Source organism: Cellulomonas sp. FA1, assembly GCF_000986825.1.
Taxonomy (GTDB): domain Bacteria; phylum Actinomycetota; class Actinomycetes; order Actinomycetales; family Cellulomonadaceae; genus Cellulomonas; species Cellulomonas iranensis.
On the sequence record NZ_LBMY01000001.1, the window covers coordinates 2,259,966 to 2,281,898 of the forward strand.

Below are 21,933 nucleotides of genomic sequence, written 5' to 3' on the forward strand. Positions count from 1 at the left end.
CGAGACCGGGCTGACGTCACCCTCACGGCGGATGAGCGATGTCAGCCCGGTCTCGTCACGGCCACGTCCCACGGACCGGGACGGCGGCGGGTCGTCTCTGGCGACGGTCGCCCGACGGACCTCGTCGACCGGCGGTCCCGTCAGACGTCGACCGGCCCGAGCACGGGCTCCGCGACGCACCGCACGACCGCGTCGACCGCGCCGCCGAGCTCGAGGACCACGACCTCGTTGCGCTCGCGCACCAGCGGGCCCGGCACGTAGAGCGTGCGCGTCGGCATGGCCGACCAGTAGCGCCCGAGCAGCGTGCCGTTGACCCACACCAGACCCTTGCCCCACCCGTCGGTCGACCAGAAGTGGTCGACCCCGGGCTCGGCGTCGAACGCTCCCGCGAGCAGCGCGGGGCCCGCGACAGGCTCGTCGGCGGGCACGGGCGCGAGCCGGTCGGTCGCGGCCGCGGGCAGCGGGTCCACGAGCAGCGCGGACGTCGTCCACGCGGTGAGCTCGCGCACCGCGGTGCGCACGGGGCCGACGAGCCCCTTGGGCTCGCCGATGCGCGGGCCGTAGTTGACGCGCCCCTGGTCCTCGACGAGCACCGTGAGCTCGCCCGCACGTGCCGGCAGCGGCAGCACGTGCTCGTGCGCGGTGCGGGACAGCACGCCGACCGGCTCGCCGTCGAGCAGCACGACGGCGCGGTCGCGCACCTCGCCGACCACGAGCACGCGGTCGTCGGCGCGCACGCGCGTGCGGTACACGACGAACCCGTTCCAGTGGCCGGCCTCGTCGGCCGTCGGCACGTGGTCCCACGCGCGCGGCACGCCCGCCACGACGTCGAGGAGCGCGGCCAGCGGCGCGCGGTGCGTCAGGGCGACCGCCCGCACCGGCGCGGGCGGGAGGGTGTCCGGCAGCTCGTCGGGCACGGGCACGTGCCGCGCGAGCACGGCGCGCATCGCGTGGTACTTGGCCGTCGCCGCGCCGTGCTCGGCGATCGGGGCGTCGTAGTCGTACGACGTCGTGATGGGCAGGTAGGTGCCCTTGTGGTTGGCGCCGTTCGTCAGCCCCAGGTTCGTGCCGCCGTGCACCATGTAGAGGTTGACCGACGCGCCCGCGGCGAGCAGGTCGTCGAGGTCCTGCGCGTTCGCCTCGGCGGGCGCGACGTGGTGCGGCAGACCCCACGAGTCGAACCAGCCGTTCCAGAACTCCATGCACATGAGCGGGCCCGTCGGCTGGTGCCGCCGCAGGATCGCGAGCCGCTCGGCCGCGCGCGACCCGAACGTCGCGGTGCGCAGCAGCCCGGGCAGCCCGCCGCGCTCGAGCATCGCGTCGTCGGCCTGGTCGCACGTGAACAGCGGCACCGTGATGCCGCCCGCGCGCGTGAGGTCGACGAGCGCCTGCAGGTAGCCCTTGTCGTCGCCGTACGCGCCGTACTCGTTCTCGACCTGCACCGCGACCACGGGCCCGCCGCGGTCCACCTGGCGCGCCGCGACCACGGGCAGGACCGCGTCGAGGTACTCGCCGATCGCCGCCATGAACCCGGGCTCGTGGCGCCGCACGCCGATGCTCGGGTCGGCCAGCAGCCACGCGGGCAGGCCGCCGTTGTCCCACTCGGCGCAGATGTACGGGCCGGGGCGCACGATCGCGTGCATGCCCTCGGCGGCCACGAGGTCGAGGAACCGGCCCAGGTCGCGCGGGCCCGTGAGGTCGAACTCGCCGCGGCGCGGCGCGTGGAAGTTCCACGCGACGTAGGTCTCGATCGTGTTGAGCCCCAGCAGGCGCGCCGAGCGGATGCGGTCGGCCCACAGGTCGGGGTGCACGCGGAAGTAGTGCAGCGCCCCGGACACGACGCGGTGCGGGCGCCCGTCGAGCAGGAAGTCGCGCTCGCCGATCTCGAACGTGCTCACGCGCCCGCCCCCGCGTCCAGCACGTGCGCGTCGTGCGCGTCGAGGTCCACGCGCCGCCCGGCGACGTCGAGCGACACGGGCGCGGCGGTGTGGTTGACGACGACGAGGCGGTCGCCGCGGCGCACGGCCTCGACCCCGGCCACGGGCGCGGCGAGCAGCGCGAGCACGCCGGCCTCGCGCAGCCACCGGTCCGCGAGCGCGTCGAGCACGTCCCCGGCCGGCTGCGTCGCGACGTACCAGGCGGCGCCGTCGCCGTGCGCGCGGCGCGTGACGGCCGCTCCCCCGGCGGCGTGCCCGTCGGCGAACGTCGCGACGACCTGCGCGTCGTCGACCACCAGGACGTCCTGCCAGAGCGCCGCGTCGCCCGCGACCTCGCCCGCGAGGCGCAGCCCCGGGCCGGGCGTGCCGTCGGGCCCGGCCGTCGGCGCGACCTCCTCGACGCGCACGCCGAGCGTCGCGCGCAGCGGCCCGAGGTACCCGCCGAGGTACACGTGCAGGTCCTGGTCGACCAGCGCGGTCGCGTAGGTGACGACCAGGTGCCCGCCGCCGCGCACGTACGCGTCGTAGGCCTCGAGGTGCTCGCGGCGTGCCGCGTGCAGCAGCGGCACGACGACCAGGTCGTACCCGGTGACGTCGGCGCCCGCGGCGACGACGTCGACGGTCACGCCGCGCCGCAGGAACGGCGCGTACCAGTCGAGGAACCGGTCGACGTAGTCGAGCCGCGCGGGCGTCGCGGGCTGGTCGAGCGCCCACCACGCGTCCCAGTCGAGGACGATCGCGACGCGCGCGTCGACGCCCTGCCCCACGAGGTCGGACAGGCCCGCGAGCTCCTCGCCGAGCGCGACGACGTCGCGGAACAGCCGCGTGTCCTCGCCCGCGTGCGGCAGCATCGCCGAGTGGAACCGCTCGGCCCCGGCCGCGGACTGCCGCCACTGGAAGTGCAGGACCCCGTCGGCGCCGCGCGCGACGGCCTGCAGCGAGTGCGCGCGGTGCTGCCCGCGCGGGCGGGGCGCGTTGCGCTCGCGCCAGTTGACGGCGCTCGTCGCCTGCTCCATGAGCAGCCACGGCCGCCCCTGGCCCAGGCCGCGCATGAGGTCGCGCTGCGCGGCGAGCCGCACGTGCGCGGCCGGGTCGGCCGGGTCCGGGTAGGAGTCGTCGCTGACGACGTCGACGTGCCGCGCCCACGCCCAGTAGTCGGTGTGCGGGAAGAAGCCCATGAAGTTGGTCGTGATCGGCACGTCCGGGCTGTGGCGGCGGATCACCTCGACCTCGGCGCGGTGCAGCGCGAGCATCGCGTCGGAGCTGAAGCGCCGGAAGTCCAGGAGCTGGCCCGGGTTGCGGAACGACGGCGCCGCCGACGGCACGCCCACCTGGTCGAACGCCGTGTAGCGCTGCGACCAGAAGTCGGTGCCCCACGCGCGGTTGAGCTCGTCGACCGTGCCGTAGCGGTCCTGCAGCCACGCCCGGAACGCGGTGACCGTGTGCGCGTCGTACGACAGCGCCGCGTGGCAGCCGTACTCGTTGTTGACGTGCCACATCTCGAGCGCCGGGTGGTCGGCGTACCGCCGCACCACCTGCTCGACGAGCGCGAGCGCGTGCCGCCGGTAGTCCGGCGACGACGGCGAGTAGTGCTGCCGCGACCCGAAGGCGAGCCGCACGCCGTCCTCGGTGACCGGCAGCGAGTCCGGGTACCGCTGCGCGAACCACGCGGGCGGCGACGCGGTCGCCGTCGCGAGGTCGACGCGCACGCCCCCGGCGTGCAGGCGGTCGAGCACGTCGTCGAGCCACGCGAAGTCGTACTCGCCCGGGCGGGGCTCGAGGCGCGACCACGAGAACACCCCGACCGTCGCGGTCGTCACGTGCGCGCGGCGCATCAGCCGCACGTCCTCGTCCCACACCTCCTGCGGCCACTGCTCGGGGTTGTAGTCGCCGCCGTAGCGGATGCGGGGCTGTGCGGGCACGGGTGCGTCCTTCCGGGCGGTGCGGTGGTGCTCGGGTGGTGCGGGCGGGGCGCGCGAGGGCGTGGGGCGGGTGCGCCCGGCCGGCCGAGGGGGTGCCGGCCGGGCGCACCCGGCGGGTCAGCCCTCCTCGACCGTGTAGCCCTGCTCCTGGCCGTACGTGACGTTCTGCTCCTGCCACGCCTTGAGGCCGTCGTTGATGTCGGCGCGGTTGAGGTACGACTGGCCGACCGTGTCGGAGTAGATGCTGTTGGCGTAGGCCTGCCACGGCAGGTACTGCCAGCCCTTGCCGACCGAGTTCGCGGCGTCGACCAGCACCTTGTTGATCTGCTGCCCGCCGAAGTACTCCGACTCCTGGTTGAGGAAGTCGTCGGACTCGAGGTCCGCGACCGTGGCGGGGAAGCCGCCGGACTCCAGGAAGACGTCGATCGAGTCCTGCGACGAGTTCAGCCAGCGCAGGAACCCGGCCGCGAGCGCCTTGTTCTTCGACTGCTCGATCACGACCTGCGCCGAGCCGCCGTTCTCCGCCGTGACGGCCTCACCGCCGTCGTACGTCGGCATGGGCGCGACGGCCCAGTCGCCCGACCCGCCCGCCGCGCCGGACTCCAGCACGCCCGGCATCCAGGCGCCGATGGGCAGCGACGCGATCGAGCCGTCGGCCAGCGCGGCGAACCACTCGTCGCTCCAGCCGGAGATCTCCGAGACGAGCTCCTCCTGCACGAGCGTGTTCCACGTGTCGGCCCAGCGCTGCGCGCCCTCGTCCTGCAGGTCGATCGTCACCGTCTCGCCGTCGACCTGGAACGGCCGGCCGCCGGCCTGCCAGATCATCGACGTGCCGAAGCCCGCGTCGCCGCCCGCGTCGTTGGTGATGTACTTCGTCGGGTCCGCGGCGTGCAGCTTGCGGCCCGCCTCGACGTACTCGTCCCACGTCGTCGGGACCGTGATGCCGTTCTCGTCGAAGACGCGCTTGTTGTAGAACAGCGCCATCGGGCCGGAGTCCTGCGGCAGGCCCCAGATGCCGTCCTGGATGGTCACCGAGCCCCACGTCGAGGCTGTGTACTTGTCCTCCAGGTCCGCGAACCCGTACTCGGTGAGGTCGACGAGGCTGCCGGGCAGCACGAACTGCGGCAGCGACTGGTACTCGAGCTGCGCGACGTCGGGCGCGCCGCTGCCGGCGGTGATCGCGTTCTGCAGGCGCAGGTTGTGGTCGGCGGCCGCCGCGGTGTCGACGAGCTTGACCTTGACGTTCGGGTACGCGTCCTCGAACGCGGCGACCTGCGCCTCGGCGGACGGCGTCCACGTCCAGTACGTGATCTCGCCACCCTTCTCGAGAGCCGCGTCGACCGCGTCGGCCGAGGCGTCGCCGCCCCCGCCGCCCCCGCTGCCGCCGTCGTCGCCGCCCGAGCAGGCCGTCAGACCGAGCGTCGCGACGAGCGCGACCGCGGCGAGCACCGCGCGAGGCCGCCGGTGGGTCCGTGCATCCATGGGGTGTCCTTCCACTTCATCGTGTGGGCCCGACGGGCCGGGGGGGTGGGGTGCCCGGGCGCACTCCCGCGCCCGGGACGCTCGTCACGCCTTGACGCTCCCGGCGGTGAGGCCGGACTGCCAGTAGCGCTGCAGGAGGAGGAAGGCGACGACGATCGGCAGGATCGTCAGCACCGACCCGGTGATGACCAGGTGGAAGATCGGCGTCGAGCCGACCCCGACCGCCTGCGCGTTCCAGTTCTGCAGACCGATGGTCAGCGGGAACAGCGCGGGGTCGTTGAGCATGATCAGCGGCAGGAAGTAGTTGTTCCACGTCGCGACGACCGCGAACAGCAGCACGGTGACGATGCCCGGCACCATCATGCGCAGCGCGATCGTGAGGAACGTGCGCAGCTCGCTCGCGCCGTCGACGCGGGCCGCCTCGAGCACCTCGGTGGGCACGGAGTCCTGCGCGAAGATCCACACGAGGTACAGCCCGAACGGCGAGATGAGCGACGGGATGATGATCGCCCAGATGGTGTTGGTCAGGCCCAGCTCGGAGAACATGAGGAACGTCGGGACCGCGAGCGCGGTGCCGGGGATCGCGATGGACCCGAGCACGACCGCGAACACCGCGCGCTTGCCGGGGAAGTCGAACTTGGCCAGGCCGTAGCCGGCGAAGGTCGCGAGGACCGTCGCTCCCCCGGCGCCCACCACGACGTACAGCAGCGTGTTGGCGAACCAGCGCACGAAGATGCCGTCGTTGTAGGTCAGCACCTGCCGGACGTTGTCGACCAGCGCGAAGTCGTCGGCGAACCACAGCCCGAACGAGTCGAGCAGGCCGGGCTGCGTCTTGGTCGCGTTGATGACGAGCCACGCGAGCGGCACGAGCGAGTAGACGAGGAACAGCGTCATCGCGATCGTCAGGCCCGGCGAGCGGCGCACGGGACGGTCGGCGCGGGTGTCGAGCCGCGGGGCCGCGGCGCGGCGCAGACGCGGGGTCGTGGCGGCGGTCATCGCGTGGCCTCCCGCTGCCCGCGCAGCTGCACGACGTAGGCGATCACGCCCGTGATCACGCCCATGACGATCGCGACGGTCGCGGCGTAGGTGACCTGCTGCCCGACGAACGACAGGTTGTAGGCGTACATGTTGGGCGTGTAGAAGGTCGAGATCACGTTCGGGACGATCGTGCGCAGGATGTTCGGCTCGTTGAAGAGCTGCATCGAGCCGATGATCGAGAAGATCGTGGCGATGACGATCGCGCCCCGCAGGGCGGGGATCTTGATGGCCCGGACGATGCGCAGGGGGCCCGCGCCGTCGATCGCGGCGGCCTCGTACAGCTCGCTCGGGATCGTCTTGAGCGACGAGTAGAAGATCAGCATGTTGTAGCCCACGAACTGCCAGGTCACGATGTTGCCGATCGCGACGAGGATCCACTGCGGCGTGAGCGGTGCGAGCACCTGGCTGCCGAGCAGGTCGTTGATGTTGCCGGCGAGGCCGAAGCGGTCGCCGTACATGAAGCCCCACATGAGGACGGCGACGACGCCGGGCACGGCGTACGGCAGGAAGATCGCGATGCGGAAGAAGCCGGTGCCGTACAGCCGTGCGCTGTCGATCGCGAGGGCCGCGACGAGCGCGAGCGCGAGCATGACCGGCACCTGGACGGCGAGGAACAGCCCGACGCGTCCGGCGCCCTCCCAGAACTTCGCGTCGCCGAAGACCTGGACGTAGTTCTCGACGCCCACGAAGGAGCGCCCGCCCACGAGCCGGTCGCGGAAGAAGCTGAGGTAGAGCGCGTAGAGGACCGGCGTGACGAACACGAACGCGAACACCGCGAGGAACGGCGCGGTGAAGAACAGGCCCGTGAACGAGCGCTGGGTCCGGCGGCGCGGGGCTGTCTCCGCGAGCGCCGGGGGCGGTGCTGCCGCCACGGACATCGTCGTCTCCCTTCGGCTGCCGACTCCTGTGTCGGCCACCCGTCGACGGTGTTAACGTCGACATCGGATGTGTTGACGTTAACATGGCCTCATCGAGCCGCGTCAACCGACGTGATCGAACCGTGATCGGACCGCGATCCGGACCCCCGGCACAGCTGCCGACCGGCGTCGCGGTACGGTCCCCCACGACGCCAGCAGCGACCGGAGACCCCCACGATGACGACCGAGCCACCCGCCGCGGACGGCCGGGGCGTGTCCCTCATCGACGTCGCACGCCTCGCAGGCGTGTCGACCCAGACGGTGTCCCGCGTGACCAACGGCAGCCCGAAGGTCGCCCCCCGCACGCGCGACGCCGTGCTCGCCGCGATGGACAGCCTGGGGTACCGCCCCAACAGCGCCGCCCGCGCGCTGCGCCGCGGGTCGTTCCGCACCATCGGCGTCATCGTCTACGACCTCGCGTCGTACGGGAACACGCGGTCGATCGACGCGCTCGCCGAGGCCGCCGCGCACCGCGGCTACTCGATCGTCCTCAACCCCGTGCGCTCGACCAGCGAGTCCGACATCAGCACGGCCTTCACGCACCTCGACGAGAAGTCGGTCGACGGCATCCTCGTCATCCGCGACGAGCACATCCACCTCGAGAACTCGACGCAGATCCCGTCCGCGACGCCCGTCGTCATCCTCGACTCCGCCGCGCCGGGCGACCGGCCCGCGGTCGACGCCGACCAGCGCGGCGGCGCGCGCCAGGCCGTCGAGCACCTGCTCGACCTCGGCCACCCCACCGTCCACATGGTCGGCGGCCCGACCACGTCGCACTCCGCGGCCGAGCGCGAGGCCGAGTGGGAGCGGCTGCTGCGCGCCGCGGGCCGCGACGTGCCGCCCGTCGTGCGCGGCGACTGGAGCGCGGCGTCCGGGTACGAGGCCGGTCGCACGCTCGCGGCCGCCCCCGCCGTCAGCGCGGTGTTCAGCGCCAACGACCAGATGGCCGTCGGGCTGCTGCGCGCGCTGCACGAGGCCGGACGACGCGTGCCCGACGACGTGTCGGTCGTCGGGTTCGACGACATCGACGAGTCCGGGTGGCTGTGGCCCCCGCTCACGACCGTCCGCCAGCGGTTCGACGAATCCGGCCGCGTGGCCGTGCTCAAGCTGTTCGAGGCCATCGAGTCCGGGCGCCGCGAGGGCAGCTTCGAGTCCGTGCCCACCGAGCTCGTGGTGCGCGGCAGCACCGGCCCGTACCGGCCGCGCGGCTGACGCGGGCCGCCCGCGACCCGCGCCGGACCCGCGCGCGGATCATGGGATCTCCCGGCGCGGCCCGTACGTTGGGACCAGCAGGGCGACCCGGCCGGGCGCCGACGACGAGACGAGACGAGCAGCACGCATGAGCAGCACCCGCGCAGTCCTCGAGGCCACCGACGTCCGGGCCGGCTACGGCGGGCCGCCCGTCCTCGCGGGCGTCGACCTCACGCTGCGCCCCGGTGACGCGGTCGGGCTGCTGGGCCGCTCGGGCGTCGGCAAGTCCACGCTCGTCGAGATCCTCGGCGGCGGCATGCGCCCCGCGCAGGGCCAGGTGACGCTCGACGGCATCCCGGTCGGCAAGACCCCGATGCGCCGCCGCAAGGAGGTCAAGGCGCGCCTGCGCACCGTGCACCAGAACGGGCTCGCGGGCATCGACGTGCAGCGCACGGTCGAGCAGACCGTCCAGGACGCGTTCACCGAGGCCCGCAAGGCCGGCCGCACCACGAGCAACGACGTCGAGGCCGCGCTGGCCGTCGTCGGCATGCCCATCCGGTTCGTCACGCGCCGTGTCGGCACGCTCTCGGGCGGCGAGCGGCAGCGCGTCGCGATCGCCCGCGCGCTGGCCGCGCGCCCCGACCTGCTGCTGCTCGACGAGCCGCTGACCGCCGTCGACCCCGCGATGCGCGAGGAGATCGCGGGCGACATCCGCGCGCTCGTGCGTGCCGACGGCATCGGCCTGCTCGTCGCGTCGCACGACGTGCGCCTGCTCGACCGCCTGACGTCGCACGTGCTCGTGCTCGCCGAGGGCACGATCGTGGAGTCCGGACCGCTGCGCGACGTGCTGCGCGACCCGCAGCACCCCGAGACGCGCGCGCTCGCCGAGGCCGTGCCCGAGGCGTTCGGGGCGCGCCCGACCCGCTGACGGACGGCCACCCGCCCCGCTCACGCACCGTCACCGCCCGACCGCTGACGCACTCCGCCACCCACCGCCCGCGCCCGCGCCCGCGCACCCACCCCTCTCCGCGAGAGCACAATCGAGTCACGTCCACCGCCGCCGGCAGGGCGTCCCCACGCCCCGCACGCACGACTGGATCGCCCTCTCACGTGCAGAAGGATCATCCACGGCCACCACCCACCCCCTGCCGCGAGAGCGCGATCGAGTCACGTCCACCGCAGCCGGCCGGGCGGTCCACACCCCGCGCGCACGACTGGATCGCCCTCTCGCGAGCAGGGTCAGTGGCGCGTGGGGAGCGTGGCGCTCAGCGGGGCCGACGGGGTCGGAGCGCCGTGGGTGCGGGTCGAGCGCAGCTCGCGCTCGACCTCCAGGAGCAGCAGCCCCGGGTCGGCCCACCCCGCGACCGACGCGGTGACCGCGACGCGCACGTCGACGCCGAGGCCCGCGCACGCGCCGTGCAGCCGCTGCCGCAGCGACGCGCCGACCTCGCGCGCACGGTCCTCGTGGACCGCGGGCAGCAGCACGAGCGCCGCGAACGCGTCGCCGTCGAGACGAGCCACGACGCCGCCCTCGGGCACCACCGCGGTGACCCGGTCAGCCAGCGCCCGCAGCAGCGCGTCCCCGGCGGCGAGGCCGTGCGTCGCGTTGACGTCGTCCATGCGGACCACGTCGACCGCCGCGAGCAGGAGGCGGCGCTGCGTGCCGGGCAGCGCGTCGGACGCCCAGCGCGCGGTCGTCGCCACGAGGTGCGCGCGGCTCAGCGTGCCGGTGAGCGGGTCGCGGGCTGAGCGGTCGGCGACGGCCGCCGTGAGGGCCTGCACGAGGTCGGCCGTGCTCGCGGCGGACCACGACGGGCCGGGCACGAGCACGTCGTCGTGCCGGACCGCGGCGTCGCGGGCCATCGCGGCGCGCGCGGCGTCGACGACGCTCGTCGACGCGTCGAGCACGAGCGGCGTCCAGTCGGCGACCTCCCCCACGACGCGGCGCGCGAGCACCGCACGCCCGTAGCCCAGGCGCCCGGTCATGACCTCGGTGAAGCGGTGACGCGTCAGCAGCCCCACTCGACCCGCGCCGTCGCCGTCGCGCACGACGACGCCCTGGCACGCCGGTGCGCGGAACAGGATCTCGACGTCGGCAACCCGGTCGACCGCCCGCACGGCCCGCACCGGGACCGCGACCTGGCCGATGTGCCGGGGCACGACGCCAACGACCTGCGCGGTCGGTGCCGCGACCTCGGCGGCGGCCGTCATCGAAGGCCCCGCAGCACCTGCGCGCCGACGGCGGACGGCACGGACGGCACGCTGGGCGGACGGACGTGGTGGACGGGCGGGGCGGACGGGACGGTCACCGGGTCATCGTGATGCTCCCGCCGGTCGGACGCGGTCCGGGTCGTCCGGTCGTCCGGCAAGGTTCGACCGATCGTCACCGAGCGGTCGACGGCTCGTCACCGGCCGTCGCGGCGACGCCCCGGAGCGGACCCCGGTACGGGGCGTGATCGCCCGCTCCCGGCGGACGGGTGCGCTGCCGGCGTCTCACGCGAGCGGGGTGGACTGAATCGACCTCTCACGCCAGCAGGTGTGGACTGGATCGACGTCTCACGCAGGCGGGGTGGACTGGATCGACATCTCACGCCAGCAGGGGTGGACTGGATCGACGTCTCACGCCAGCAGGGGTGGACTGGATCGACCTCTCACGACAGAGGGGGTGGGGGCTGGGGCGCGGGGTCAGGGAGCGAGGCCCTGGGCGATCGCGCGCAGCGCGGCGACGTGCGCCGAGAAAGCGCGCCGGCCGGCAGGCGTCAGTCGGAGCCACGTGAGCAGGCGCGCGTCGGTCCGGACGGACGACGGCGCCTTGCGCACGGCCGCGTAGCCGGCGTCCACGAGGACCTTCACGTGCTTGGACAGCGTCGCGTCGGACACGTCGACCGCGTCGCGCACCACCGAGAACTCGACCTCCTCGGCCGCGGCGAGCAGCCCGCAGACCCGCAGCCGGACGGGCGCGTGGATGAGCTCGTCGAAGTGCACGTCGCCCTGCGTCTCAGCGGACACGGGCGACCTGCCGCCGGACCTGCGCGTCGATGCGGCGGCCGACGGCGAACGTCGCACCGCCGGCGGCGAGCGCGGGGATCGCGACCCACGGGGCGAGCCCGCCCGCGACGAGTCCGAACGAGACGCTGAGCAGCAGCAGCACGACCGCGAGGAGCAGCAGGACCCACCCCCAGGCGACGCCGCCGACCTTGGGCGGGCGCACGCGACGCCGGCGGTCGCGCACGGCGGCAAGCACGATCGGGCCCAACGCGAGCATCGCGAACAGTCCGGACCGGTCGCCGCCGAGGGCCGGGCCTGCGATGAACACCGCGACGAGGGCAGAGATCCCGGTCAGGTACCAGCCTGGCGACGTGACGCGAGCAGCGATGCTCGCGCGGTCGGCCTCGAGCGCCTCGAGCGCGGCGGACGCGTGGCGAGGGTCGGCGAGATCCGAATCGTTTTCCATGATGGAAAGACTATGCCTCACTTTCCATCATGGCAAGAGACCCGTCGCCGCACGCACGAAGGGCCGGGGCGGCACCCGCCGCCCCGGCCCCTCGACGACCCGCGGTCAGGCCGTGACCGTGAACCCCGCGCGCAGCAGGTCGCGGTCGCGCGACGACCGGCCCACCAGCAGCTCGAAGTCGCCCGGCTCCACGACCCGCGCCCCCTCGGCGTCGACGATCGTGCAGTCCGCGACCGGCAGCTCGACGTCGACCACGACCGACTCGCCCGGTGCGACGTCGACGTGGCGGTACGCCTTGAGCTCCTTGTCCGCCCACGTCAGCGACGTCACGAGGTCGCTCACGTACACCTGCACGACCTCGTGCGACGGGCGCGTGCCCGTGTTCGTCACCGTGACCCGGGCGCGCACCACGTCGTCCCGGCCCAGCACCGGCTCGGCGACCGTGAGGTCGGAGTACTCGACCGTCGAGTACGACAGCCCCTCGCCGAACGCGAACGCCGGGTCCTGCGTGAGGTCGGCGTACCGGTTGCCGTGCTGACCGCGCAGCTGGTTGTAGTACACCGGCTGCTGGCCGACGTGCCGCGGGAACGTCACCGGCAGGCGGCCGGCCGGGTCGATCGTGCCGAGCAGCAGCTCGGCGATCGCGCGCCCGCCGCGCATGCCGGGGTTCGCGGCCCACACGATCGCGTCGGCGGCCAGCGCCGAGTCCGGCAGCACGAGCGGCTTGGACGCGATGACGACGACGGTCATGGGCGTGCCGGTGGCCGCGAGCGCGTCGAGCAGCGCGACCTGCCCGCCCACGAGGTCGAGCGTCGCGGTCGAGCGCGTCTCCCCCATGAGGCCGATCGTGTCGCCGACGACGGCCACGACGTGGTCGGCCGCCTGCGCGGCGGCCACCGCCTCGGCGATCATCGCCGCGTCCGGCTCGGCCGCGTGCATGATCGGCATGCGCGGCTGGCCGTCGGGGTGGAACTCGCCCTCGGGGTCCGGGCCGAGCCAGCCGATCTCGGCGCCCTTGGCGTACGTGAGCTCCCACGTCTCGGGCAGCAGGCCCCGCAGGCCGTCGAGGACCGTCTCGGTCATCTCGCGCGGGTGACCCTCCTCGCGCATCCAGTCGACCTGCCCCGAGCGGCCGGCCCAGTCCCCGAGCTGCGCGTCGACGTCGTCGGCGTTGGGGCCGACCAGCGCGAGCCGCAGCGGCGCGGGCGCCGACCCGTCGGGCGCCGTCGCGCGGCCGTCGAGGTCGGAGACGAGCCCGCCGCCCAGCGGCAGCACGCCCGAGTTCTGCAGCAGCACGAGCGACTTGCGCGTGACGTGCAGGTTGATGTCCTGGTGCTCGTCGGACCCGATGACCTCGGCCTGGCGGACCGGGTCGGGGCGGCGCGGGTCCTCGAACAGGCCGAGCTCGAACTTCACCGTGAGGATGCGCGCGACGGCGGCGTCGAGCTGCTCCTCCGACACGCGCCCGTTGGCGACTGCCTTCTGCACGCCCTCGAAGAACGACGGCGTCGTCATCACCATGTCGTTGCCCGCGGCGACGGCCTTGGCGGCGGCGTCCTCGGGGTCGACAGCGATCTTCTGCTCCCAGACCATGCGCCCGACGTTGTCCCAGTCGGTGATGAGCGTGCCCGTGTAGCCCCACTCGCCGCGCAGCACGTCCTGCAGCAGCCACCGGTTGACGACGATCGGCACGCCGTCGGTCGACTGGTAGCCGATCATGAACGTGCGCGCGCCCTCGCGCGCGACCCGCTCGAACGGCGGCAGGAACCACGAGCGCAGCTTGCGGCGCGAGATGTCCGCCTCGGACGCGTCGCGCCCGCCCTGCGTCTCGGAGTACCCGGCGAAGTGCTTGGCGCACGCGAGGACCGCCGTCGGGTCGGTCAGGCCGTCGCCCTGGTAGCCGCGCACCATCGCGGACGCGAGCTCGCCCAGCAGGAACGGGTCCTCGCCGAACGTCTCGTTGACGCGGCCCCAGCGCAGGTCGCGCGTGAGGCAGACGACCGGCGAGAACGTCCAGTGCAGCCCCGTGGCGGACACCTCGACGGCCGTCACGCGCGCCATCGCCTCGACCGCGGCCGGGTCGAACGACGCCGCCGCGCCGAGCTGCGTCGGGAAGATCGTCGCGCCGCGCCAGAACGAGTAGCCGTGGATCGCGTCGTCGGCGATGAGCAGCGGGATCCGCAGGCGCGAGCGGTCGACCGCGTCGAGCGCCTCGAGCACGCGCTGCGGCGACGCGTGCAGGATCGAGCCCACGTGCTTCTCGAGCACGAGGTCCTCGACGCCCGGCTGCGCGTCGAGCTGCAGCATCTGACCCGCCTTCTCGGGCAGGGTCATGCGGCTGATCAGGTCGGCGACCCGCTGCGGGATGGGCAGCGACGGGTCCTGGTAGGGGAGCGTGTCCACGGGGTCCTCTTCGACGTTCGGATCGATACGACCTGGCTGCTCCCGACGCTAACGCAGGAGACCTACCGTGCGGAAACCGTCGGATCCGCCGCACGGCGGCACCCGTGCGCGCACCGTTCGTGGGCCGCACGGGTCACGCGCCGCCGCACGTCACCCGATCGCGACGGATCTCACCCGCCCCGCCACCCCCCTGTGTCGGCGGGGCCGGATAGCGTCCCTCGCGACCCGGCCACCGCCGCGGTCGGGCAGGGGCAGGGCCACCACGACGGCGACCACCGAGGGACGGCAACCATGCGCGAGTCCGGGGCGACACCCGTGCTGACGTCGGCGGAGTGCGTGCTCGTGCACACCGCGGCCACCGTCGCGACGACCGTGCACCGCGACGGCGAGCACCTGGTGGTCCACTTCCTGCAGGACGTCGGCGTCACCCGGCGGCAGTGGCCGTGCCACCTCGTCACCGCGGCGCTGCGGACACCCGGCGTCGTGCGCGGCGACGACGACGTGCAGCTCCTCATCGACCCCGACACGACCGACCTCGTCGCGACGCTCGACGGGCACGACGGCGGGACCTTGCTCGCGGTGCCCGGCGCCGCGGTCCGGGCGGCGCTCGCGCGCTGAGCCCCCGCTGGCACCGGGCGCCCGGTGTCGGTGGTCCGCGCGAGGATGAGCCGTGCCTGCGTCCGTCCTGCTCACCCGTGACGCGTCCGCGCGCACCGTCACGCTGACGTCGCTCGACGCGGACGCCCGGCCGACCGGCGCCCGGACGGTCGGCGTCGACGCGTGGGTCGACGCCGTCGTCGCCGCCGAGGCCGAGTCCCGTCCACGCTGGGTGTGGGACGACACGCGCCGCTGGGCGCCGGACCTGCTGCGCGCGGGCGTGCGCGTCGAGCGCTGCCACGACCTACGGCTGTGCCACGCGATCCTGCGCCACGCGAGCGCCGCCGCCGGGTCGTCGCTGCAGGCCGCACCGCCCGGCCCGTTCGACGCGCCACCGCCCGACGAGCCGCCGCCCCACGAGCCCGACCTGCTCGACGCGCTGCGCGAGCTCGACGAGCAGGACGACGCGCGCGCCGCGACGCCCCCGCGCGCGTCGGCGCCCACGACCGGCGCCGCCGGGACGCCCGACGAGGCGTCCGCGGAGGCGTCCGCGGCCGTGCTGCTCGCCGAGCTGCACGCGCAGCTGGCCGCCGTCGCGGGGTCGAGCGCTCCCGGGCGGCTGCGGCTGCTGCTCGCGGCCGAGTCGAGCGGCGCGCTCGTCGCGGCCGAGATGCAGCACGACGGCCTGCCGTGGGACCCGGTGCGGCACGACGCGCTGCTCACCGCGCTCGTCGGGCCGCGGCCCGTGGGCGGCGGCCGGCCGCGGCGGCTCGAGGAGCTCGTCGCGACGGTCCGCACGCTGCTCGACGACCCGCGCCTCAACCCGGACTCGCAGCCCCACCTGCTCGCGTCGCTGCGCCGCCAGGGGTTCTCGCTCGCGTCGACCAGCAAGTGGGAGGTGCGCGAGCTCGACCACCCCGTGGTCGAGCCGCTGCTGGAGTACAAGCGGCTGTCACGGCTGCTGAGCGCGAACGGCTGGGCGTGGCTCGACGCGTGGGTGCACGACGGCCGGTTCCGGCCCACGTACGTGGTCGGGGGCGTGGTCACCGGGCGCTGGGCGACCGACGGCGGCGGTGCGCTGCAGCTGCCGGTGTCGCTGCGGGCGGCCGCGCACGCCGACCCCGGGTGGCGGCTCGTCGTCGCGGACGCCGCGCAGCTCGAGCCGCGCGTGCTGGCCGCGATGTCGGGCGACCGCGCGATGTCCGACGCCGCGCGTGCGAGCGACCTGTACCAGGGCATCGCCGACGCGGGGATCGTCGCGACCCGCACGGACGCGAAGTACGCGCTGCTCGGGGCGATCTACGGCGCGACGACGGGTGCGAGCGCGATGCTCATGCCGCGCCTGACGCGCGCGTACCCGCAGGCGGTCGCGCTGGTCGAGGGCGCGGCGCGCGCGGGCGAGCGCGGCGAGGTGGTCTCGACGTGGCTGGGCCGCACGTCGCCGCCCGCGAGCGCGGGGTTCCTCGACCGGCTGGGTGCGGCTGGCGCCGAGGGCGCGGACGCCGACGACGTGCGGGACGTGCGGCGCCGGGCCCGTGACCGCGGGCGGTTCACGCGCAACTTCGTCGTGCAGGGCACGGCCGCCGAGTGGGCGCTGTGCTGGCTCGCGTCGCTGCGCCGCCGCCTGCGCGGCATCGGCGACGGGCGCGCCCACCTGGCGTACTTCCTGCACGACGAGGTCGTGGTGCACTCCCCCGCGCAGGACGCCGCGCAGGTGGCGGACGCCGTGCGGGCGGCCGCCGACGAGGCGGGACGGCTGCTGTTCGGCGACTACCCGGTGGAGTTCGCGCTCGACCTGTCCGTCGTGGAGTCGTACGCCGACGCGTGAGCGGCGGGCCGCCGCGCATGGGCAGAGGCACTATCACCCTCAGAAGAGGCCCGAACGCGAGGCATCAGGCGTAGGTTCCGTCACATCGGAGCCACCCACGACCTAGACGAGGGCCAGATGGATTTCAGTCGACTGCAATTTGGAAAGCCCTCGGCGGAACGAGACATTGACGGCCTGCGTACATACTTTATTGAAAGCGGCGCCTTTGGGCGCATTTCAAGCGGCGAAAAACGCTTCCTCCTTGGAAACCGCGGCGCCGGAAAGAGTGCGATCTTTCGCATGGTTGCGATGCGCGAAAAGATGGCCGGGAATCTGGTTCTTGAGCTCGCCCCGGAGGACTACTCGTATCAAATGTTGAACGAAGTCCTTGCTAAGGAATCTGACGGCTCATGGGCAAAATCTGGCGCCTACGCTGCCGCGTGGAAATACCTTATTCTTGTGCTGGTTATGAAGAAGGTGGCCAAACTCCCAAAGCACAAGGAGCGCTGGGGGTCCGATGAGAAAAAGATGTTCCGGTACCTCGCGGCTAATCACTCCAACGTCGCCGAACGCCCCCTAGACATACTCATCTCCTACGTGCGACGGCTGGAGGGCGTCAAAATCGGGCCATACGAGGCTGGGGTGAAGTCGAGGGAGCTTATTCGACTCTACAAGCTTGAAGAGATTGAGCCGTTCATACCTGCTCTTATCAACCTTTGCCGCCGCACCCAAGTGAGCGTCTTTGTGGACGAACTAGACCTGGGATGGGACGCCTCTGAGGACGCTAAGGCTTTCGTGGCGGGCCTCTTTCAGGCGTGCACTTCACTGAACACCTTGAGCCCTAAGTTCCGGGTATTCGTCTCCTTGCGACAAGAGTTGTACGACAACATACCAGCCCTGTACGACGACACACAGAAATACCGTGACCTTTTTGAGACAATCTCCTGGAGTTCTGCGGATCTCTTGACGATGTTGCTCTCTAGGATTCGGTACTACGTGCCTGAATTGCGCAGTGTCGATGACAACCGAACCTGGTCAGCAGTGTTTGAGCGGCGCGACAGTTACCGCTACATGCTAGAACGATCGCTTTACCGCCCCCGCGAACTCATAATCTACGCCACCGAAGCCCTCACGCTCGCTCGCACCTCAAAGCGGCGAATACCGATATCTGGCGACACTGTCAGCGATGTCGAGGCTGCATTCTCAACTGAGCGAGCTCGTGATCTTGCCGCCGAATACAGGTGGCAATATCCAGAGCTCGGACTAGTCTTCTCGACCTTTAGGGGAAAGCGTTCCAACTGGAACAGGGATTCCATCCTCGAGCACCTCCTGGAGCTCTCGGTTGGATCTGCGATCGACTCCGCGAATCGCCCATTCTGGCTCGACGGGATGGACCCCGAGAGAATTCTCGAAGTCCTATGGCGCGTGGGTTTCGTTCAAGTCCTCCACAAGGAGCAGACTATGAGCGGCGCACGCCCGGGATCACCAGACGACCCCCGCGTAGACATAAGGACTGCCGAATCCGTCCGAATCAGTCCGCTTTTCTACAAGGCGCTCAACATTCGGCAGATATACACCACGTAGCCTGGCGGCCGGGGGTTGGATTGGCTGTTCGCCTTTTCAATTGATAGGTACTTTCCTCGGCGAAGTGTGGCTGCGGGGAGCTTTCGGCGGGAGAAGTGGCGGCACCTAGTCGCGGCCAACGACACGACCTCACACCACGACGAGCTCGCCGCCGTCGGGCGCGTGGTCGGCGAGCGCGACGCTGCGGATCGTCAGGTCGTCGTACGTGTACCAGTAGTAGGTCGACGTCCGGGACGAGAACAGGCCCGTGTAGATCGTGGTCTCGAACTCGCCGGACTCCATCGCGGCGCTGCCGTCGAGCATCTGGACCTGCTGCAGCGTGCGGAACGCGCGCACGACGTTCTCCTCCTCGGTGGCGCGCACCGGGTGGTGGGCGTGCGCGTACGCGACGCGCACGAACCGCGACGGCGAGGAGTAGTCGCCGGGGATGCCGCGCATGTGCGCACCGGACCCGAAGGGGTGCAGCCGCGCGCGCGTGAGCACGACCTCCTCGGGGAACGCGGGCGACGCGTTGAGGTAGTTGCGCAGGTTCTCGTGGTGCCACCCGAAGCCGGGCTGGTTGGTCAGCACGTCGACGTCGTCGTCGTGCACGTGCAGGCCGTCGGCGGTCTGCTCGAGGACGATCGCGCGGTCGGCGTCGCCGACGATCCAGTGCAGCATCGAGCTGGGGAACCGGTCGTTGATCGGCTTGTCCACGATCACCAGGTCCTGCGCCGCCGCGGCGACCTCGTCGACGCTGGAGAACTGCGAGCACACCCACAGCGGCAGCTCGTACGCGGCGACGTTGGTCGCGCCGTCGCGCGGCCCGGGCGCGTAGTCCGCGTAGCCGGGGAAGTTGAGGCCCGCGACGGCGAGCCCGGCGTCGTTGCCGCAGTCGAAGTACAGGGGCACGCCCTCCTCGACGATGCCCATGCCGATGACGGCGTGGCGCACGTCCGGCACCGCGCCGAACGGCGACCTCGGCGCGTAGCCGGTGGGCGTGACCACGACGCGCTGGCCGTAGCCCGTGGTCCAGTCGAGGTTGCGGGCGAGGTAGCCGTGCCCTTCGGCGTCGGTGAAGCGGATGCCTGTGCACATGACGAGCCCCCGTCGTCGTCGGCCGTGGGGCGGCGCGGCGGCACGCCTCGTCGTCGCGCCCTGCCCCCTTGCCCCCTTGCCCCCCAGCATCGACCCGGTGCGGGGACACGGCACGTCGGGGGCGTCGCCGCGCTGGTCAGCCGCGGTCCACCACGACGAGCAGGTCGAGGCTCGCGCGGACGATCGCGGCCTGCGCCTGCGCGCGCGGGACGCCGGGCTCGCCGTCGCCCGGCTGCGGCCCGTAGTCGGCGAAGGACGCGTGGACGGCGCCGTCGACCTGCGTGAACGTGGTGCCGGCCGGCAGGTGGGCGCGTGACGCGTCGACGTCGGCGGGGGTCGTGAGCCCGTCGCGCGACCCGGAGACGGACGCGACCACGAGGTCGGCCCCGCTCATGTCGCCGAGGGGGTACGACGCGTGCAGCAGCAGGCCGTCGACGTCGTCGTGCGTGGCGGCGAAGGACGCCGCGGCGACGCCGCCGAGCGAGTGCCCGCCGACCGCCCAGCGCGCGACGTCGGGGAACGCGGCGATCGCGCCGGCGGACTGCTGCGGCGAGGTCAGGGCGATACCGAGGGGCTCCTTGAGCGCGACGACGAGGTAGCCCTGCTCGGCGAGGGGGCGCAGCACGGCGGCGGTCGCGCGCACGTCGACGCGCGCACCGGGCGAGTACACGAGGCCGGTCGTGGGCGACGTGCCGCGCGGGACGAACGCGTACCAGCCGGCGTGCTCCTGCACGTCGACGGTCGCGTCGGGCCGCAGTGCGGCGAGCGCGGCGTCGGTGGCGCCGAACGGGCGCAGCCACGCGGCGGCGACCGCGAGCACCGCGAGCACGAGGTACCCGAGGCCCGCGCCGAGGCCGACGACCACGCGGCGGGCGCCGCGGCGCCCCGGCCGCGCCGGGCGGCGCGCGAGCACGACGACCCGCAGCAGCACGCACACGCCCGCGACGGCGGACGACACGAGGAGGACGCCGAGGCTCGCGTGCTGGTGGACGACGACTCCCCCGGCGGTCGCCGCGACCCACGCGGGTGCGGCGACGAGCGCGAGGCCGACGAGCGCGCGGACGGCGAGCCCCGCGCGGTGGCCGGAGGGGTGGGCGGCCGGGCGCGCGGGGCGGTCCTGCGCGGGCCGGGCCGGCGGGGCGTCGGGATGGTCGGACGTCATGGCGCCCAGGCTACGGCCGAATTTCTCAGCATGCTGAGCATTGACGACGCGGTGGACGCCGCGCGCGTCACGCCCCGTGCGCGGGCACGGCGGCGGGCGCCGAGTCGCGCACCACCAGGCGCGTCGGCAGCAGCAGCGAGCTCGGCTCCTCGCCCGCCACGACCGCGAGCAGCAGGCGCGCCATCTCGTACCCGAGCGCGCGGATCGGCTGCTGCACGGTGGTGAGCGCGGGCTGGGCCAGCTGCGCGACCGGGAGGTCGTCGTACCCGACGACGGCCACGTCCTGCGGGACGCGGCGCCCGCCGCGCCGGAGCACCTGGACGGCGCCGACCGCCATGTTGTCGGACGCGACCGCGACCGCGTCGAGGTCGGGGGCCCGCTCGAGGAGCCGCTCCATGGCGCGCGCACCGCCGTCGCGCGTGAAGTCGGCGTGCTCGACGAGCGTCGGGTCGAGGCGCGCCGCCGACAGCGCGTCGGCCACGCCGTCCTGCCGCGCGACGGCCGCGTGCGAGTCGGTGGGCCCCGCGATCGACGCGACCCGCCGTCGCCCCAGGCCCACGAGGTGCTCGGCGGCGCTCCGGCCGCCCCCGCGGTTGTCGACGTCGACGTACCACGCGGGCTGCCCGTGCAGCGGACGCCCGCCGTACACGGCCGGCAGCCCGGACTCCTCGACCATGCGCTGCAGCGGGTCGTCACCCCGCAGCGCCATGACCATGACGCCGTCCGCGCGCGGCCGCCGCAGCATGCGACGCACGCGGTCGTGGCCCCGCTCCGAGTGGCACAGCAGGAGCTTGAGGTCGAGGTCGGTGTTCTCGAGCGCGGACGTCACGCCGACGATGACCTGACCGAAGAACGGGTCGCCGAACAGCTCGGCGTTGTCGTGCGACGCGGCGAGGACGACGGCGCCGACGCGCTGCCGCGCGAGCGCCTGCGCCGTCACGTTGGGCACGTACCCCAGGTCACGCACGGCCCGCTCGACGGCGCGCCGGGTGGCGGGGCTGACGTGGTTCGCGTTGTTGATGACGCGCGACGCCGCCGACCGCGAGACGCCGGCCCGCTCGGCCACCTCGTCGAGGGTCGGAGCCCGTCCGGTCCGCCCTGTCATCGGTGCCCCCTCGCGGCGTGGTGGTCGGCGCGAGGCTACCACCGGACGCGTCGCGCACCCGTCACGACGGGCAGCGCTCCCTGTCACGGCGTGCGCGCGCACCACCGCCCGTCAGGGTGATGAGCAGCGCGACGACCTTGACACGCCGACGGCCGGCGTCAGACCATCGGGAACCGGACTGGAAGCGCGTCCAGTCCGACCGGCTCGACGCCCGCACCGCTGCGACGCCGCCGCCGGCCCGCGACGAGGGGGTCCCG

General features: G+C 73.2%; 17 protein-coding genes. 5 read left to right on the forward strand and 12 right to left on the reverse strand.

Annotated features, from left to right (window positions below):
- Positions 1-140 precede the first annotated feature (140 nt).
- The 5 genes from GY42_RS10215 to GY42_RS10235 form a co-directional block, all read right to left on the reverse strand.
- Positions 141-1,898, reverse strand: a complete 1,758-nt coding sequence (locus GY42_RS10215) for a glycoside hydrolase family 35 protein (protein WP_046529250.1) — start codon at positions 1,896-1,898, stop codon at positions 141-143.
- Positions 1,895-3,859, reverse strand: a complete 1,965-nt coding sequence (locus tag GY42_RS10220; RefSeq protein WP_046529251.1) for a beta-galactosidase — start codon at positions 3,857-3,859, stop codon at positions 1,895-1,897. The genes GY42_RS10215 and GY42_RS10220 overlap by 4 nt, the downstream gene beginning before the upstream one ends.
- Before the next feature lie 117 nt (positions 3,860-3,976).
- Entirely contained in the window at positions 3,977-5,341 is a 1,365-nt protein-coding gene (locus GY42_RS10225; RefSeq protein ID WP_046529252.1) for an ABC transporter substrate-binding protein, read from the reverse strand.
- Between the two features lie 84 nt (positions 5,342-5,425).
- Complete coding sequence (locus GY42_RS10230; protein ID WP_046529253.1) at positions 5,426-6,337, reverse strand: carbohydrate ABC transporter permease; 912 nt, start codon at positions 6,335-6,337, stop codon at positions 5,426-5,428.
- On the reverse strand, positions 6,334-7,257 hold the full coding sequence (locus tag GY42_RS10235) for a carbohydrate ABC transporter permease (protein ID WP_046529254.1): 924 nt from the start codon (positions 7,255-7,257) through the stop codon (positions 6,334-6,336). Before GY42_RS10235 ends, GY42_RS10230 begins: the two co-directional genes overlap by 4 nt.
- Positions 7,258-7,473: 216 nt before the next feature.
- Between GY42_RS10235 and GY42_RS10240 the strand changes: the two genes are divergently transcribed.
- On the forward strand, positions 7,474-8,508 hold the full coding sequence (locus GY42_RS10240) for a LacI family DNA-binding transcriptional regulator (RefSeq protein ID WP_046529255.1): 1,035 nt from the start codon (positions 7,474-7,476) through the stop codon (positions 8,506-8,508).
- Positions 8,509-8,635: 127 nt separating this feature from the next.
- Positions 8,636-9,415: an ATP-binding cassette domain-containing protein gene (locus tag GY42_RS10245; protein WP_046529256.1), complete on the forward strand. Its 780-nt coding sequence runs from the start codon at positions 8,636-8,638 to the stop codon at positions 9,413-9,415.
- A 311-nt stretch (positions 9,416-9,726) separates the two neighbouring features.
- Here the strand turns inward: GY42_RS10245 and GY42_RS18235 are convergent, their stop codons facing one another.
- From GY42_RS18235 to GY42_RS10265, 4 genes are all read right to left on the reverse strand, one after another.
- Positions 9,727-10,698: a GGDEF domain-containing protein gene (locus GY42_RS18235; RefSeq protein WP_052748308.1), complete on the reverse strand. Its 972-nt coding sequence runs from the start codon at positions 10,696-10,698 to the stop codon at positions 9,727-9,729.
- 474 nt (positions 10,699-11,172) lie between these two features.
- Entirely contained in the window at positions 11,173-11,496 is a 324-nt protein-coding gene (locus GY42_RS10255) for a transcriptional regulator (RefSeq protein WP_046529257.1), read from the reverse strand.
- Positions 11,486-11,941 (reverse strand): hypothetical protein, encoded by a 456-nt coding sequence (locus GY42_RS10260; RefSeq protein WP_046529258.1) that lies wholly within the window; start codon positions 11,939-11,941, stop codon positions 11,486-11,488. Before GY42_RS10260 ends, GY42_RS10255 begins: the two co-directional genes overlap by 11 nt.
- A 105-nt stretch (positions 11,942-12,046) precedes the next feature.
- Positions 12,047-14,344 (reverse strand): glycoside hydrolase family 3 N-terminal domain-containing protein, encoded by a 2,298-nt coding sequence (locus GY42_RS10265; RefSeq protein WP_046529259.1) that lies wholly within the window; start codon positions 14,342-14,344, stop codon positions 12,047-12,049.
- Between the two features lie 291 nt (positions 14,345-14,635).
- Between GY42_RS10265 and GY42_RS19395 the strand changes: the two genes are divergently transcribed.
- The 3 genes from GY42_RS19395 (at position 14,636) to GY42_RS10280 (ending at position 18,332) form a co-directional block, all read left to right on the forward strand.
- Positions 14,636-14,962 (forward strand): hypothetical protein, encoded by a 327-nt coding sequence (locus GY42_RS19395; RefSeq protein WP_046529260.1) that lies wholly within the window; start codon positions 14,636-14,638, stop codon positions 14,960-14,962.
- 52 nt (positions 14,963-15,014) lie between these two features.
- On the forward strand, positions 15,015-16,769 hold the full coding sequence (locus GY42_RS10275; protein WP_046529261.1) for a bifunctional 3'-5' exonuclease/DNA polymerase: 1,755 nt from the start codon (positions 15,015-15,017) through the stop codon (positions 16,767-16,769).
- 117 nt (positions 16,770-16,886) lie between these two features.
- A complete protein-coding gene (locus GY42_RS10280; RefSeq protein ID WP_152667271.1) occupies positions 16,887-18,332 on the forward strand; it encodes a P-loop ATPase, Sll1717 family in 1,446 nt (481 codons plus the stop codon).
- 129 nt (positions 18,333-18,461) lie between these two features.
- Here the strand turns inward: GY42_RS10280 and bsh are convergent, their stop codons facing one another.
- The 3 genes from bsh to GY42_RS10295 form a co-directional block, all read right to left on the reverse strand.
- The gene (gene bsh / locus GY42_RS10285; RefSeq protein WP_046529262.1) at positions 18,462-19,409 is read right to left on the reverse strand and encodes a choloylglycine hydrolase; all 948 of its coding nucleotides are present in this window, start codon (positions 19,407-19,409) and stop codon (positions 18,462-18,464) included.
- 136 nt (positions 19,410-19,545) lie between these two features.
- Positions 19,546-20,571 carry an alpha/beta hydrolase gene (locus GY42_RS10290; protein ID WP_052748310.1) on the reverse strand — a complete coding sequence of 342 codons (1,026 nt, stop codon included), beginning with the start codon at positions 20,569-20,571 and terminating at the stop codon, positions 19,546-19,548.
- 67 nt (positions 20,572-20,638) lie between these two features.
- Positions 20,639-21,637: a LacI family DNA-binding transcriptional regulator gene (locus GY42_RS10295; protein WP_046529263.1), complete on the reverse strand. Its 999-nt coding sequence runs from the start codon at positions 21,635-21,637 to the stop codon at positions 20,639-20,641.
- Positions 21,638-21,933: the final 296 nt, after the last annotated feature.

Coding starts and splice junctions, on each gene's coding strand:
- GY42_RS10225 (WP_046529252.1), bottom strand. CDS start 5,341: ATGGATGCACGGACCCACCGGCGGCCTCGCGCGGTGCTCGCCGCGGTC.
- GY42_RS10230 (WP_046529253.1), bottom strand. CDS start 6,337: ATGACCGCCGCCACGACCCCGCGTCTGCGCCGCGCCGCGGCCCCGCGG.
- GY42_RS10235 (WP_046529254.1), bottom strand. CDS start 7,257: ATGTCCGTGGCGGCAGCACCGCCCCCGGCGCTCGCGGAGACAGCCCCG.
- GY42_RS10240 (WP_046529255.1), top strand. CDS start 7,474: ATGACGACCGAGCCACCCGCCGCGGACGGCCGGGGCGTGTCCCTCATC.
- GY42_RS10245 (WP_046529256.1), top strand. CDS start 8,636: ATGAGCAGCACCCGCGCAGTCCTCGAGGCCACCGACGTCCGGGCCGGC.
- GY42_RS18235 (WP_052748308.1), bottom strand. CDS start 10,698: ATGACGGCCGCCGCCGAGGTCGCGGCACCGACCGCGCAGGTCGTTGGC.
- GY42_RS10260 (WP_046529258.1), bottom strand. CDS start 11,941: ATGGAAAACGATTCGGATCTCGCCGACCCTCGCCACGCGTCCGCCGCG.
- GY42_RS19395 (WP_046529260.1), top strand. CDS start 14,636: ATGCGCGAGTCCGGGGCGACACCCGTGCTGACGTCGGCGGAGTGCGTG.
- GY42_RS10280 (WP_152667271.1), top strand. CDS start 16,887: ATGGATTTCAGTCGACTGCAATTTGGAAAGCCCTCGGCGGAACGAGAC.
- bsh (WP_046529262.1), bottom strand. CDS start 19,409: ATGTGCACAGGCATCCGCTTCACCGACGCCGAAGGGCACGGCTACCTC.
- GY42_RS10290 (WP_052748310.1), bottom strand. CDS start 20,571: ATGACGTCCGACCATCCCGACGCCCCGCCGGCCCGGCCCGCGCAGGAC.